General features: G+C 72.4%; 11 protein-coding genes and 2 tRNA genes. 8 read left to right on the forward strand and 5 right to left on the reverse strand.

All coding sequences use genetic code 11. The annotated features are described in order from the left end of the window. Nucleotides 1-112 precede the first annotated feature (112 nt). Genes QQS41_RS06685 through pknB form a run of 6 tightly spaced genes read left to right on the forward strand, consistent with a single transcriptional unit; the run spans nt 113 to nt 8,265 of the window. The gene (locus QQS41_RS06685; protein WP_448851856.1) at nt 113-580 is read left to right on the forward strand and encodes an FHA domain-containing protein FhaB/FipA; all 468 of its coding nucleotides are present in this window, start codon (nt 113-115) and stop codon (nt 578-580) included. Beyond that, nucleotides 577-2,028, forward strand: a complete 1,452-nt coding sequence (locus QQS41_RS06690; RefSeq protein ID WP_448851857.1) for a PP2C family protein-serine/threonine phosphatase — start codon at nt 577-579, stop codon at nt 2,026-2,028. Before QQS41_RS06685 ends, QQS41_RS06690 begins: the two co-directional genes overlap by 4 nt. Further along, nucleotides 2,025-3,386 carry an FtsW/RodA/SpoVE family cell cycle protein gene (locus QQS41_RS06695; RefSeq protein ID WP_448851858.1) on the forward strand — a complete coding sequence of 454 codons (1,362 nt, stop codon included), beginning with the start codon at nt 2,025-2,027 and terminating at the stop codon, nt 3,384-3,386. The genes QQS41_RS06690 and QQS41_RS06695 overlap by 4 nt, the downstream gene beginning before the upstream one ends. After that, complete coding sequence (locus tag QQS41_RS06700) at nt 3,383-4,822, forward strand: peptidoglycan D,D-transpeptidase FtsI family protein (protein WP_448851859.1); 1,440 nt, start codon at nt 3,383-3,385, stop codon at nt 4,820-4,822. The genes QQS41_RS06695 and QQS41_RS06700 overlap by 4 nt, the downstream gene beginning before the upstream one ends. A 6-nt stretch (nt 4,823-4,828) precedes the next feature. Next, complete coding sequence (locus tag QQS41_RS06705; RefSeq protein ID WP_448851860.1) at nt 4,829-6,196, forward strand: serine/threonine-protein kinase; 1,368 nt, start codon at nt 4,829-4,831, stop codon at nt 6,194-6,196. Next, on the forward strand, nt 6,193-8,265 hold the full coding sequence (gene pknB / locus QQS41_RS06710; protein WP_448851861.1) for a Stk1 family PASTA domain-containing Ser/Thr kinase: 2,073 nt from the start codon (nt 6,193-6,195) through the stop codon (nt 8,263-8,265). Before QQS41_RS06705 ends, pknB begins: the two co-directional genes overlap by 4 nt. Nucleotides 8,266-8,454: 189 nt before the next feature. On the opposite strand, the gene QQS41_RS06715 is transcribed toward pknB, so the two are convergent. Further along, on the reverse strand, nt 8,455-9,114 hold the full coding sequence (locus tag QQS41_RS06715) for an aminodeoxychorismate/anthranilate synthase component II (protein WP_448851862.1): 660 nt from the start codon (nt 9,112-9,114) through the stop codon (nt 8,455-8,457). 80 nt (nt 9,115-9,194) lie between these two features. Here QQS41_RS06715 and crgA point away from each other — a divergent pair, with 80 nt between their 5' ends. Next, a complete protein-coding gene (gene crgA, locus QQS41_RS06720) occupies nt 9,195-9,464 on the forward strand; it encodes a cell division protein CrgA (RefSeq protein WP_448851863.1) in 270 nt (89 codons plus the stop codon). Between the two features lie 912 nt (nt 9,465-10,376). Here crgA and QQS41_RS06725 read toward each other — a convergent pair. After that, entirely contained in the window at nt 10,377-10,910 is a 534-nt protein-coding gene (locus tag QQS41_RS06725) for a peptidylprolyl isomerase (RefSeq protein WP_448851998.1), read from the reverse strand. A gap of 110 nt (nt 10,911-11,020) precedes the next feature. Between QQS41_RS06725 and QQS41_RS06730 the strand changes: the two genes are divergently transcribed. Further along, nucleotides 11,021-12,184, forward strand: a complete 1,164-nt coding sequence (locus tag QQS41_RS06730) for a hypothetical protein (RefSeq protein WP_448851864.1) — start codon at nt 11,021-11,023, stop codon at nt 12,182-12,184. 187 nt (nt 12,185-12,371) lie between these two features. Here QQS41_RS06730 and QQS41_RS06735 read toward each other — a convergent pair. From QQS41_RS06735 to QQS41_RS06745, 3 genes are all read right to left on the reverse strand, one after another. Further along, a tRNA-Ala gene (locus QQS41_RS06735) sits at nt 12,372-12,444 on the reverse strand. 53 nt (nt 12,445-12,497) lie between these two features. Continuing rightward, nucleotides 12,498-12,574: transfer RNA gene (locus tag QQS41_RS06740), tRNA-Ile, on the reverse strand. A 248-nt stretch (nt 12,575-12,822) separates the two neighbouring features. Next, nucleotides 12,823-13,443, reverse strand: a complete 621-nt coding sequence (locus QQS41_RS06745; RefSeq protein WP_448851865.1) for a DUF3566 domain-containing protein — start codon at nt 13,441-13,443, stop codon at nt 12,823-12,825. Between the last annotated feature and the right edge of the window lie 11 nt (nt 13,444-13,454).

The following is a 13,454-nucleotide window of genomic DNA, read 5'->3' on the forward strand; positions in this document are numbered from 1 at the left end:
GTCGGCCCGCCGCGTATTGTGATCCCTGGACAAAGCAACCGACCGTCACGACCGCCCGGCTGCCGCCGCCGCGAACCCGGCGCCGGTCCAGCGTTAAGGAGGTACCCCCGACATGGAGGCGATCGTCTTCCTCTTGTCGCGCATCGCGCTGCTGGTGCTGCTGTGGTTCTTCATCTGGATGACCCTGCGCGCCCTGCGCGCCGACGCGAACACGGCCGCCGGCCTGCGCCCGGTGCGCGCCGCCGCCCCGGCCCAGAACCGCGGCCGCCCCTTCCAGCGCTCCCAGACGCCGCAGCAGCTGCTGGTGACGGCCGGGCCGCTCGCCGGTTCCCGCATGAACCTGAACAACCAGCGCGAGATCACCATCGGCCGCGCCGACGACTCCGCCTTCGTCCTCAACGACGACTACGCCTCCGCCCACCACGCGCGCATGCTGCCGCGTGACGGGCACTGGTACCTGGAGGATCTGGACTCCCGCAACGGCACGTTCCTCAACGGCCAGCGCGTGGACCAGCCGGAGAAGCTCGAGCCGGGCATGGAGATCCGCATCGGACGCACGACCCTGAGGTTGCAGCCGTGACTTTCGCACTCGATTACGTGACCGCCTCCGACCGGGGGCTGGTCCGGCAGAACAACGAGGACTCGGCGTACGCCGGGCAGCGCCTGCTGGCGCTCGCCGACGGCATGGGCGGCCACGCCGCGGGCGAGGTCGCCTCGCAGCTGATGATCGCCGCCGTGTCGAAGCTCGACGACGACGAGCCGGGCGACGACCTGCTCGACGCCCTGGCGATGGCGACGGCCGAGGGCAACGCGTCCATCGCCGAGGAGGTCGACGCGAACCCGTCGACCGCCGGCATGGGCACCACCCTGACCGCGCTGCTGTTCGACGGCGCCCGCGTCGGCCTGTGCCACGTCGGCGACTCCCGCGGCTACCTGCTGCGCGACGGCGAGCTGACCCAGATCACCCGCGACGACACGTACGTGCAGACGCTGGTCGACGAGGGGACGATCACGGCGGACGAGGCGAGCGTGCACCCGCAGCGCTCCCTCATCCTCAAGGCCCTGACCGGCCGGCCGGTGGAGCCGACGCTGAAGTACCGGGAGGCCCGCCTGGGCGACCGGTACCTGCTGTGCTCCGACGGCCTGTCGGACCCGGTGTCGCGCGAGACCATCGCGGAGACGCTGGCCGAGGGCACCCCCGAGCAGGCGGCCCGCCGCCTCATCGACCTGGCGCTGAAGTCGGGCGGCCCCGACAACGTCACGATCGTCGTCGCCGACGTCGTCGACTCCTCGGCGCAGGTGCCGTCGCAGCCGTCGCTCGCCGGCGCGCTCGGCGACCCGAACGTGGAGGCCCCGCGGCCGAACACGTCGGCCGGGCGGGCGGCGGCGTTCAACCCGCCCGCCGAACAGGAGCGGGCGGTGACGTCCGCTCCCGGGACCGACCAGTCCCCGGCGAAGGGCCGGTGGCTGGTCGTCGCGTTCGTGGCCCTCGTCGTCATCGCCCTCGCGGGCGTCGCGGCCTGGGGCTGGCAGCGGCTGCAGAACCTCTACTACGTCGACGTCACCGCCACCTCCGAGCAGCTGGTGGAAATCCGCTCCGGCGTGCCCGGCAGCTTCGCCGGCATCGAGGTCAACGAGCACTTCCAGTACGTGTGCCTGCAGGACGACGGCACCGCCCGGCTGCTCACGGAGTCGACGACCCCGGAGCAGGCGGACTGCCATCTGATGCGCGCCTCCGACCTCACCGACGCCGCGCGCAGCTCCCTCGACGGGCTGCCCGCCGAGTCGTACGACGAGGTCGTCGCGCAGGTCAACCGGCTCGCCGCGCAGGCGCTGCCGGTGTGCCTGACGACGGAGGGCGACGCCGCCCGCGGCGGCGGGGGCGATCCCGCCGGCGGGGACGGCGCGGCGGAGGGCTCCTCCGCCGCATCCGAGACGAACGACGCCGCCGCCGGAGGGGAGGCGGACGGGAAGGCCGCGCCCGCGGGCTCCCGGCCCGGAATCGACTGCAGGGAGGTGACCCGATGAGCCGCACGACCGACGCCGCCGTGAAGCGGCCGGCCCGCACGCGGGAGCTGCTGCTCCTGCTGCTGGCCGGCGTCATCACGCTGCTGGCCCTGGTGACCATGCAGATGGGCCAGGGCACCGCGACGACGACCGACACGCTGTGGATCCTGGGCGGCTTCATCGCCGTCTTCGGCTCCGCCCACCTGGTGCTGCGCTTCATGGCGCCGTGGGCGGACCAGGTGATGCTGCCCGTCGTCGCCGCGCTCAACGGCCTGGGGCTGGTGGTCATCCACCGCCTCGACGTCGCGAACGACACGTCCCTGGTGCGCAACCAGGTGATGTGGACCGTCCTCGGCGTCGTCATGTTCATCGCGGTGATCTCGCTGCTGCGCGACCACCGCTCCCTGACCCGCTACGCCTACCTGCTGGGCCTGCTGGGCCTGTTCCTGCTGGCGCTGCCGCTGGTGTGGCCGTCGTCCATCAACGCCGACGCCCGCATCTGGATCTCCATCGGCCCGTTCTCCGTCCAGCCGGGCGAGTTCGCGAAGGTGCTGCTGCTGATCTTCTTCGCGCAGCTCCTGGTCAACAAGCGCTCCCTGTTCAACGTGGCGGGCAAGCGGGTCCTCGGCCTCGACTTACCGCGCCTGCGCGACCTGGGCCCCATCCTCGTGGTGTGGTTCATCGCGCTGCTCATCATGGCGGCGCAGAACGACTTCGGTCCGGCGCTGCTGCTGTTCGGCACCGTGCTCGCGATGCTGTTCATCGCGACGTCCCGCGCCTCCTGGCTGCTCATCGGCTTCGGCCTCGTCGCCCTCGGCGGCGTCGCCGTCTACCAGGTGTCCGCGAAGATCCAGGACCGCGTCACCAACTTCGTCGACCCGATCGGCCACTACGACTCGGGCGGCTACCAGCTGTCCCAGGCGCTGTTCGGCATGAGCTGGGGCGGCCTGACGGGCACCGGCCTCGGCGCCGGCTACCCGCAGAACGTGCCGGTCGCGCACTCCGACTTCATCCTCGCCGCCGTCGGCGAGGAGCTCGGCTTCGTCGGCCTCGCCGCCGTGCTGCTGCTGTTCGCCGTCCTCGTCTCCCGCGGCATGACCGCGGGCCTGCAGGTGCGCGACAGCTTCGGCAAGCTGCTGGCCGCCGGCCTGGCCATGACCCTGGCCATCCAGATCTTCGTCGTCGTCGGCGGCATCTCGAAGCTCATGCCGATGACGGGCCTGACGACGCCGTTCATGTCCGCCGGCGGCTCCTCGCTGCTGGCCAACTACATCCTGCTGGCCATCCTGCTGCGCGTCTCCAACCTGGCGCGCACGCCGTGGGAGACCCCGGCGCCCGGGGTGCCGGCCCCCGACCACGGGGAGGTGACCGCCCGATGAACCGCTCGATCCGCCGCGCGGCGATGTTCGCGCTCGTCCTCATCGTGATCCTGCTGGCCAACCTGACGTGGGTGCAGGTGTTCCAGCGGGAGGAGTACGCGGAGAACCCGCTCAACAACCGCCAGTTCATGGAGGAGAAGTCGCGCCCGCGCGGCCAGATCTCCACCGGCGGCGTCGTGCTCGCCCACTCCGTGCGCGGCGAGGGCGACTACTACGTCCGCCAGTACGGCGACGAGCCGGAGGTGTACGGCCCCGTCGTCGGCTACCTGTCCGACGTGTACGGCGCGGCCGGCCTGGAGTCGTCCCGCAACGGCATCCTCAACGGCACCGACCCGTCGCTGGCGACGACCCGCATCATGGACACGCTCACCGGCAAGGGCGCCCAGGGCGCCGACCTGGAGCTGACCATCGACCCGGAGGCGCAGCGCACCGCCTACCGCCAGCTGGCGGACAAGGGCTACGTCGGCGCCGTCGTCGCGATGCGCCCGTCGACCGGCGAGATCCTCGCCATGGCGTCGACCCCGTCGTACGACCCGCGGCCCATCGTCGCCGGCGACCAGGACACCTGGTCCCAGCTGAACGCCGACCCGGACGCGCCGCTGCTCAACCACGCGCTGCAGCGCCCGCTGCCGCCCGGCTCCACGTTCAAGGTGCTGACGACGGCCGCCGCGATCGAGAAGGGCGCCAACCCCTCGACCCCCGTGACCGGCGCCCCGTCCATCACGCTGCCGAACACCACGACGACGCTGGAGAACTACGGCGGCTCGGCGTGCGCCGGCGGCGGGCAGGTGACGCTGGAGGAGGCGTTCCGCCGCTCCTGCAACACCGCCTTCGTGGAGCTCGGCATCAACACCGGCGCCGACGCGCTGCGCGACGTCGCCAAGCGCTTCAACGTCGGCGAGACGTTCGAGGAGATCAAGGCGCCGCAGGATCCGTCGACCATCAGCGAGATCCCGGACGACGCGGCGCTCGGCCAGACCGCCATCGGCCAGCGCGACGTCATGTTCACGCCGCTGCAGAACGCGGTCATCGCCGCGACCATCGCCAACGACGGCAAGATGATGTCGCCGCACATCGTCGACAAGGTCGTCGGCAAGGACCTCCGCGTCCTCGACGAGTTCGAGCCCGACGAGATCCGGGAGGCCATCCACCCGGACACCGCCGAGATGCTCACCGGCCTCATGCGCAAGGCCGAGTCCTGGTCCGGCGGCAACGGCTCCCGCATCGCGTCGAAGACCGGCACCGCCGAGCACGGCACCGTGCGCGGCGAGCTCGCCCCGCACGTCTGGTACATCGCGTTCGACGAGCAGGCCGACGTGGCCGTCTCCGTCGTCGTCGAGAACGGCGGCGGCCAGGGTAACTCCGCGACCGGCGGCTCCGTCGCCGCGCCCGTCGGCAGGGCGGTCATGCAGTCCGTGGCCGCCTCGGGGCGGTGATCCCCGATGACCCGTGACCTCACCGCGGACGCCGCCGGCGTCCAGGAGATGATCGCCGACGACCGGTACCGCGTCAGCCGCGTGATCGGCCGCGGCGGCATGGCGACCGTCTGGCTCGCCGACGACGTCGTGTCCGGACGGCCCGTCGCCGTGAAGGTGCTGAAGTCCGAGCTGTCGGGCGACCCGGAGTTCCGGCAGCGCTTCCGCAACGAGGCGTCGGCCGCCCGCTCCGTCGACAGCCCCAACGTCGTCACGATCCACCGCTACAACGAGGGCACCGCGGGCGGCCGCGACTTCTGCTTCATCATCATGGAGTTCATCCGCGGCGAGGCCCTCGACGAGGTGCTGCGCCGCCGCGGCGACCTGCCGGAGCACCTGGCGGTCGACGTCGTGCTGCAGACCGCCCACGGCCTGTCCGCCATCCACGCGGCGGGCCTGGTGCACCGCGACATCAAGCCGGCGAACCTCCTGGTGACGCCGGAGGGCCTGGTGAAGATCACCGACTTCGGCATCGCCAAGGCCGCCGAGGCGGTGCCGCTGACGCGCACCGGCTTCGTCGTCGGCACCGCCCAGTACCTGTCGCCGGAGCAGGCGGCGGGCCGGGACGTCGACCCGGCGACCGACATCTACTCCCTGGGCTGCGTGGCCTACGAGATGACGTGCGGCCGCCGCCCGTTCGGCGGCGACTCCACCGTCGCCATCGCGCTGAAGCACCTCAACGATCCGCCGCCGCCGCTGCCGCGCACCGTGCACCCGCACGTCCGCGAGCTCATCGGCATCATGCTGCGGAAGAACCCGGGCGACCGGTACGCCGACGGCCGCGAGCTGGCGCTGGCGGTCGAGCAGGTGCGGATGGGCCGGCGCCCGCCGCAGCCGCGCGGCTCCAAGCCGGCGGTGCACCGCCAGTCCGACGCCGCCGACCCGGGCACCCGGGAGCTGGGCCGCATGACGCGCACCCCGGCGGGGCGCACCGCCTCGCCGTCGGCGCCGCCGGCGCCTGCGCGGGGCGACCGACCCGGCGCCGGATACCCGGGCCGCCCGGCCGGGCCGGACCCGCGCCGCGCGCGCCCGCCGGCGCGCGACCGGCGCGACGAGCCCGCCCGGCGGCCGCGCCGCGAGCCCGCACCCCGCTCCGGCGGCTGCTGCGCCGGCTGCCTGGCGTGGTCGGTGCTGGTGGTGGTCATCATCATCGCGCTGCTGGCCATCGCCGGCGTGGCGCTGCAGCAGGCCGGAGGCGCCGCCTGGTGGCAGGTTCAGGAGTGGATCCAGCAGGTGCAGGCGTGGCTGCGGGGCATCGGGGGCACGGCCTCCGGCGCCGCCGGCGTGAACGACATCCCCTGGACGCAGATCCCCTGGACGGAGGTGACCCGATGAGCGGGCATGGCACGTTGCTCGGCGGCAGGTACCGCCTGGGCGACGCGATCGGCATCGGCGGCATGGCGGACGTGTACGCCGCATCCGACGAGCTGCTCGGCCGCGACGTCGCGGTCAAGATGATGCGCGCCGACCTGGCGCGCGACCGCAGCTTCCTCGAGCGGTTCCGGCGGGAGGCGCAGAACGCCGCCCGGCTGAACCACCCGTCGATCGTGGCGGTGTACGACACGGGCGAGATGGAGGACGCGGGCGGCACCGTCCCGTACATCGTCATGGAGCTCGTGCAGGGCGAGACGCTGCGCGACATCATCCGCCGCGACGGCTCCGTCGCCCCGACGCGGGCGGCGGCGATCCTGGCGGACGTGTGCGACGCCCTCGAGGCGTCCCACGAGGCGGGGATCATCCACCGCGACATCAAGCCGGCGAACATCATGCTGACCAACACCGGCCAGGTGAAGGTCATGGACTTCGGCATCGCGCGCGCCCTGTCGGACACGACGACGATGACGCAGACGTCCGCCGTGATCGGCACGGCCCAGTACCTGTCGCCGGAGCAGGCGCGCGGCAAGAACGCCGACGCCCGCTCGGACATCTACGCGATCGGCTGCGTGCTGCACGAGGCGCTGACGGGGCAACCGCCGTTCTCCGGCGAGACGCCGCTGTCGGTGGCGTACCAGCACGTGCAGGATCCGCCGCCGTCGCCGTCGACGGAGATCCCCGGCCTGTCGCCGGCGGAGGCCACCGCGGTCGACGCGGTGACGCTGACGGCCCTGGCGAAGGATCCGGCGGAGCGGTACGACTCCGCCCGGGAGATGGCCGACGATCTGCGGCGCCTGACCCGCGGCGAGGTGCCGCTGGCCGCGGCGGCGCACATCCCGCCGGCCCACCACGACGGCGTCTTCGACGAGGGCGAGGCGGCGACGACGTCGTTCGCCGCCCCCGCCGGGGCGACCGCGGCGTACGGGCAGGCGTCGCGCTCCCGCGGCGCTGACTTCGCCGGCGGCGACGACTACGGGGACTACGACTACGACGGGTACGACGGCTACGACGACTACGGGTACGACGACGCGGACGCCGCGCCGCGCCGGCGCAACCGGCAGGCCCCGTCGCGGCGGGCGCCGAGGAAGCGCCGCCGCAGCCGCGCGCCGAGGATCATCGCGCTGGTCGCGGTGCTGGCGCTGCTCTTCGGCGGCGGCGCGTTCGCGCTGTACCGCCTGTCCGGCGGCAGCGGCGGCGGGCCCGCCGCGCCGACGTCGGAGATGACCGCCATCCCGGACATCGTGGATCTGCCGGCGGAGGAGGCGGAGCGCCGCCTCGTCGCCGCCGGGTTCTCCGTGACCCGCGTCGACCGCCCGCACCCGGAGATCGCCCGCAACAACGCCATCGGCACGGAGCCGGCGATCGGCTCGCAGCTGCCGAACGGCGCGCAGGTGCAGCTGCTGGTCAGCACCGGCCCGGAGCTGACGCAGGTGCCGGACGTGCGGAACATGGCCGCCGAGCAGGCGCGCGCCACGCTGGAGCGCGCCGGCCTGGAGGTCGATCCGGTGCTGGCGGAGGAGCCGTCGCACTCGGTGCCGCAGGGCTCCGTCATCGAGCAGTCCCCGGCCGCGGGGTCGCAGGTGTCGAAGGGCACGGTCACGAAGCTGACGGTCTCCTCGGGCGTCGAGGTGCCGCGCGTGTCCGGGCAGACCCTGGAGTCGGCGCGGGCGACGCTCGAATCCGCGGGCTTCGTCGTCCAGGTCCGCGAGGTCGACTCCATCGAGCCGGCCGGCACCGTGCTGTCCTCCCCGCAGGAGGGCTCGCGGCAGCCGAAGGGCTCGACGGTGGAGCTGGAGGTCTCGCGCGGCAACCGGATGCGGATGCCGGATCTGACGCGGGCCCCGGCCTCGGAGGCGGAGTCGCAGCTGCGGTCGGCGGGCTTCACGGGCCGCGTCGAGAAGCGCCCGATCTCCACGATCGTCCCGGATGACCTGGGCCGCGTCGCCGGGCAGCAGCCGGCGCCGGGCACGGAGATGCCGACCGACGGCGTGGTCGTGCTGGAGGTCTACGAGCTGGGCCTCATCAACTAGGCCCGGCCGGCCGCCCGCATGCGACGGGGCGGCGCCGCACTCCCGGAGGGTGCGGCGCCGCCCCGTTCGTCGTCACGCGATCGGGTGGCGCGGGTGCGCGCCGTGCGGTGCGCGCCCGCGCCGGCCCGCGCCCGCGCCGGCCCGCGCCCGCGTCGTGCGTGACGACGGCGACCGCGCGGCGGGGCGCCGTCAGCCGACGGCCTCCCAGGCGTCGTGGTAGGCCGCGAGCTCGCCCTCCAGGCGCGCCAGCAGCTCCTCGGGGTGCTCGGCTCCGGCGTCGGCGAGCCAGTTGGCCAGCATGCGGTGGCCGTAGCGGGTGAGCACGGACTCGGGGTGGAACTGGACGCCGTGGATGGGCAGGTCCCGGTGGCGCATGGCCATGAGCATGCCGGAGTCGGTGTGGCCGACGGCGACGAGCTCGTCGGGCAGGGTCGACTCGTCGACCGTCAGCGAGTGGTAGCGGGTGACGGTGAACGGGGAGGGCAGGCCGCGGAGGACGCCGGTGCCGTCGTGGTGGACCGGGGAGGTCTTGCCGTGGAGCAGCTCGCCGGCGCGGACGACGTCGGCGCCGAAGACCTCTCCGATGGCCTGGTGGCCGAGGCACACGCCGAGCAGCGGGGTGCGGGACTCGGCGGCGGCGGCGATGACTTCCTTGGTGCGGCCGGCGTCGGCGGGTGCGCCGGGGCCCGGGGAGACGAGGACCGCGTCGAAGTCGGCGATGGCGGCGGCGGGGTCCGAGAGGCGCTCGTCGTCGTTGCGCCAGACGACGGTCTCCTCGCCCAGTTGGCCCAGGTACTGGACCAGGTTGAAGACGAAGCTGTCATAGTTGTCGACGACGAGGATGCGCATACCGCGAAATCTTACTGGTAGATTGAGCGCCGACCCCCATCAACCGTCGGACCGGACGAGGACCGGAAGAGAGGCTGGACATGCCCAAGGCAAAGGTCAACCGCAGCACCGCGCAGGCGCCGAGCTCGTCGTCGGTGAGCCGCACCCCGGTCAAGATCAACACGACGTCGACGCCGCTCTGGTACAAGATCCTGATGTTCGGCCTCATCATCGTCGGCATGCTGTGGCTGGTGGTCAACTACATCGCCGGCCCGCAGATCCCGTTCATGGTGGAGCTCGGCGCGTGGAACTACCTCATCGGCTTCGGCCTGTTCATCATCGGCCTGCTGATGACGATGGGCTGGCGCTGACGCCGCCCCCTCCCGGCGCCCCGCGCCAGTCGCCCCGGTCCCCTGACCGGGGCTTTTTCATGCCCTCATGCGGGGGTGGGACACGTGTTCCGAATACCCCCGTTTCCCACGCCATTGCGGAGCGTTGCGACGAGCGGGGTCGGCGAGTTGTCCACAGGCATTGTGGTGCACCGTCGCCGATCCGGCGGCCGGAACTCGATGAGCCGTCAACGGTTGTCCCCCGAGTTATCCACATCGGTGGACAAGTGTTGTGGATGACGGCGGTGGAATTCGCGTCCACATTATCCACAACCCGTGGATAACCCTGTGCACAACTTCGTTCGAACATCGTGATCCGGGGGTTTTCGGCCCCAACCCGGTCGATCCGGGCCAGATCCGGGCCCTCATTCGAATTACAAGATTGGGATTATCCCCAAGTGTGGATCCCGATGTGCACAACCGTGGACGTCGTGGATACGTGTGCACTGCGGTGGACAACGTGTGGACCAGCCGTGCACGGAGCAGTGAATCACCAGGTTGTCATTCGTTTCCGGGTTGTCCACAGGGGTGTGGATACCTGGACAACTCCACCCCCGCCGGACCCCTGAACCCGACATTGAGGGTACGGGAGGGTTCGTCGAGGGTTCAGGAGGGTTTCGGCGCGTTCCGGCGGGGCCCCGGACGGTGCCGGAGAAGTCCCCGGCACCGGACACGGCGGTGCCGGAACGCCCCCGGCGCCCGCGCCGGCGGCGACGGAGCCGGGGCGGCGGGCGTCGTCACGCGCGGCGGCGGGCGACCGCAACCCGCAACCCCGGACGCGGCGCGCACCCCGCACCCGCACCGGCCGCCGCGCCCGCCTGCGGGCGCGAAAAAGCCGCGGGCGGCCCGGACGCGAATCCGGGCCGCCCGCGGCGGCGTGGAGGAGCGGGGAGGCTAGGCCTTCTCGATGTCCACGGAGGTGATGACGACCGGCTCCAGCGGGCGGTCGAAGTGGTCGGTGGCGACCTTGGACATGGCGTCGACGACCTTGCGGGACTCCTCGTCGACGACCTCGCCGAAGATGGTGTGGTTGCCGTACAGGTGCGGGGTCGGCGCGACGGTGATGAAGAACTGGGAGCCGTTGGTGCCGCGGCCGCCGCGCTTGCCGGCGTTCGCCATGGCCAGCAGGTACGGGCGGTCGTACTTGAGCTCCGGGTGGATCTCGTCGTCGAACATGTAGCCCGGGCCGCCGGTGCCGGTGCCCGTCGGGTCGCCGCCCTGGATCATGAAGCCGGCGATGATGCGGTGGAAGATCGCGTTGTCGTAGAACGGGCCCTCGTTGGTGCCCGACGCGTTCTCGGTGGTGTAGTCGGCGGAGCCATCGGCCAGGCCGATGAAGTTCTCGACGGTCTTCGGCGCGTGGTTGCCGAAGAGGTCGATCACGATGTCGCCGTGGTTCGTGTGCAGCGTGGCGGTGGCGGTCTTCATAGTCACCCCGCCGACGATACCGGGGATTCGGCGCGGGGGACAACGCGATCCGCTCTGAACACATAGGCTGTAAGGCGAAAACGCACACGACACGAGGAGCAGAGAGACATATGGCCATCCCGCTCACGCGCGCGCTGAAGGGCGCCAAGTCCGCCTGGGACGCGTACAGCGATTACAAGGACAAGAAGTCCGCCGAGATCTACGACACCCTCCAGGAGGCCAAGAAGCTCGCCGACGAGCGCACCTCCGAGGTCCGCGAGAAGGCCAAGGACGCCTCCGGCTCCCTGCGCGAGGACCTCCAGGCCCGCGCCGGCGACATCCAGGAGAAGGTCTCCGAGCTGCAGGAGAACGCCGCCAAGGACGTCGAGCAGCTGAAGAAGACCGGCGCCGCCAAGCGCAAGGAGGCCGGCAAGAAGGCCAAGAAGGCCCGCAAGCAGGCCGCCAAGGCCGCCGAGCAGGCCCGCAAGGAGGCCGCGAAGAAGCGCACCAAGGTCGCCAAGAAGGCCAAGAAGAAGGAGTCGGGCGAGAAGTCCGGCCGCGCCGCCACCGGCACCCTGATTTTCGCCGTCGTCGCCGCGGCCATCGCCGCCATCGTGTGGAAGCTCCGCAAGGACGACAAGCTCCCCGTCGAAAACGCCCCGGCCAAGGCGAAGGAGGCCGCCGCCGCCGCCGCCGACAAGACCAGGGCCGCCGCCGCCCAGGTCAAGGAGACCGCGCAGAAGGTCGCCGACGACCCGGAGGGCGCCGCCGACGCCGCCAAGGGCAAGGTCTCCGAGGCCGCCGACAAGGCCCGCGCCGCCACCGCCGACGCCGCCGCCAAGGCCGGCGAGGGCGCCGAGAAGGCCCAGGCGAAGGCCGAGGCCGGCATCGACAAGGCCGAGGCGAAGGCCGGCGAGCAGATCGACGCCAACAAGGACAAGGCCGGCGAGACCGCCCAGAAGACCGCCGACGCCGCCGACAAGACGGACAAGAAGGCCGACGAGGCCGAGGCGAAGGCCAAGCAGGGCGTCGACGAGGCCGAGAAGAAGGCCGCCGAGGCGAAGGCCAAGGCCGACGACGCCAAGAAGCAGGCCGAGGACAAGGCCGCCGGCACCAAGGCCAAGGCCGAGGCGAAGGCCGCCAACACCAAGGAGAAGGCGGCGCAGAAGGCCGACGAGGCCAAGGCGAAGGCGCAGTCCAACGCCAACCAGGTCGCCAACCAGGGCAAGGTCAACGCCCCGAAGCCGGGCGCCGCGCCGCGCCCGGGCCAGAAGCCGAACCGCAACGCCAAGTAGCGGTCCGCGCGGCCCGCGCCGCGCACGGCTCCTGCCGCACCTGACGACGGCCCCCTCCCGGACGACCGGGAGGGGGCCTTCGCATGCGCGGGGGCCGTCGCCGCGGCGCGACACCCGTCGTCACGCATCTCCCCCCGCGAACGCCGAAATCCCGGGCCGCGCATGCGACCCGGGATTTCGTGCCTCGTGGAGCGTAGGGGAATCGAACCCCTGACCTCCTGCTTGCAAAGCAGGTGCTCTACCAATTGAGCTAACGCCCCGGATACGGAAAACCCCGCGCCCCAGGGAACCCTGGTGGCGCGGGGCCCGTTCATGGTGGGCCTAGGAGGACTTGAACCTCCGACCTCTTCGTTATCAGCGAAGCGCTCTAACCGCCTGAGCTATAGGCCCGTGAACCGGGATATAACTTAACCCGCACGCCACGGTAACGCCAAATCCCCAGGTCATCATGCTTTTCGACGGCATCCTGGCCACCTTCGCGCCGCATGCGCGGCGGCGTCGGCGACGGGGCTGCGCCGGCGGCGCGGCGCCACCCGTCGCACGCTCCCCTCCCCCGGAGACGGCGGCGCCCCGCCCGCGCGTGCGTGCGCGGGCGGGGCGTGCGGTGCGGCCGGCCGGGGCGGGCCCGGGGCCGCGGGTCAGCTGCGCTCGACCTCCACCTCGATGCCGCCGGCGATGCCGGAGCAGGCGTTGAAGATGGCGGCGGCGACGACGGACAGCAGGACGCCGAGGACGGCCCACAGGAGGCCCAGTCCGGCTCCGCCGGCGAGGACGGTGCCGAAGGTCAGGCCCTCGAAGCCGCCGATGAGCTCGCCGATGCTGCTGAAGACGCCCATCGCCTGGAGGCCCGCGTAGAGGATCGCCAGCGCGATCATCCACACGAGGAACCAGATGACGCTGACGGCGGCGGAGATGCGCAGCACGGACAGGAGGTCGATGCGGCGGATCTCCAGGCGGGCGGGGCCGGGCCGGGCGGGGCGGCGGGAGCCGGTGCCCGCGCTGGTGCGGCCCGCGGTGCGGGCGCCGGTGCGCTGCCGGGCGGCGCCGGAGGGGGCGGCCGCGCCGGAGGCCGTCGACGTCGCGTCGTCCGCCTCGTGCGCGCCGTGGTCGGCGTCGTCGCCGACGACGGGGTTCACGGCGGTGACGGCGTCAGCGCCGGCCCCGGCGGAACCCGGCGCCGTGCCCGCCGGCCCCGACGACGGGGAGCCGAAGCCCCAGCCCTCGAAGCCGTCGCGGCCGTTTCCGGTGGTGTCGCTCATGCGGTGTCCCC

Source organism: Corynebacterium sp. 335C (assembly GCF_053525695.1).

Bases quoted from the DNA above. Each gene is read 5' to 3' on its own strand.
- QQS41_RS06685 (WP_448851856.1), top strand. From the start codon at position 113: ATGGAGGCGATCGTCTTCCTCTTGTCGCGCATCGCGCTGCTGGTGCTG.
- QQS41_RS06695 (WP_448851858.1), top strand. From the start codon at position 2,025: ATGAGCCGCACGACCGACGCCGCCGTGAAGCGGCCGGCCCGCACGCGG.
- QQS41_RS06700 (WP_448851859.1), top strand. From the start codon at position 3,383: ATGAACCGCTCGATCCGCCGCGCGGCGATGTTCGCGCTCGTCCTCATC.
- QQS41_RS06705 (WP_448851860.1), top strand. From the start codon at position 4,829: ATGACCCGTGACCTCACCGCGGACGCCGCCGGCGTCCAGGAGATGATC.
- pknB (WP_448851861.1), top strand. From the start codon at position 6,193: ATGAGCGGGCATGGCACGTTGCTCGGCGGCAGGTACCGCCTGGGCGAC.
- QQS41_RS06715 (WP_448851862.1), bottom strand. From the start codon at position 9,114: ATGCGCATCCTCGTCGTCGACAACTATGACAGCTTCGTCTTCAACCTG.
- crgA (WP_448851863.1), top strand. From the start codon at position 9,195: ATGCCCAAGGCAAAGGTCAACCGCAGCACCGCGCAGGCGCCGAGCTCG.
- QQS41_RS06725 (WP_448851998.1), bottom strand. From the start codon at position 10,910: ATGAAGACCGCCACCGCCACGCTGCACACGAACCACGGCGACATCGTG.
- QQS41_RS06730 (WP_448851864.1), top strand. From the start codon at position 11,021: ATGGCCATCCCGCTCACGCGCGCGCTGAAGGGCGCCAAGTCCGCCTGG.
- QQS41_RS06745 (WP_448851865.1), bottom strand. From the start codon at position 13,443: ATGAGCGACACCACCGGAAACGGCCGCGACGGCTTCGAGGGCTGGGGC.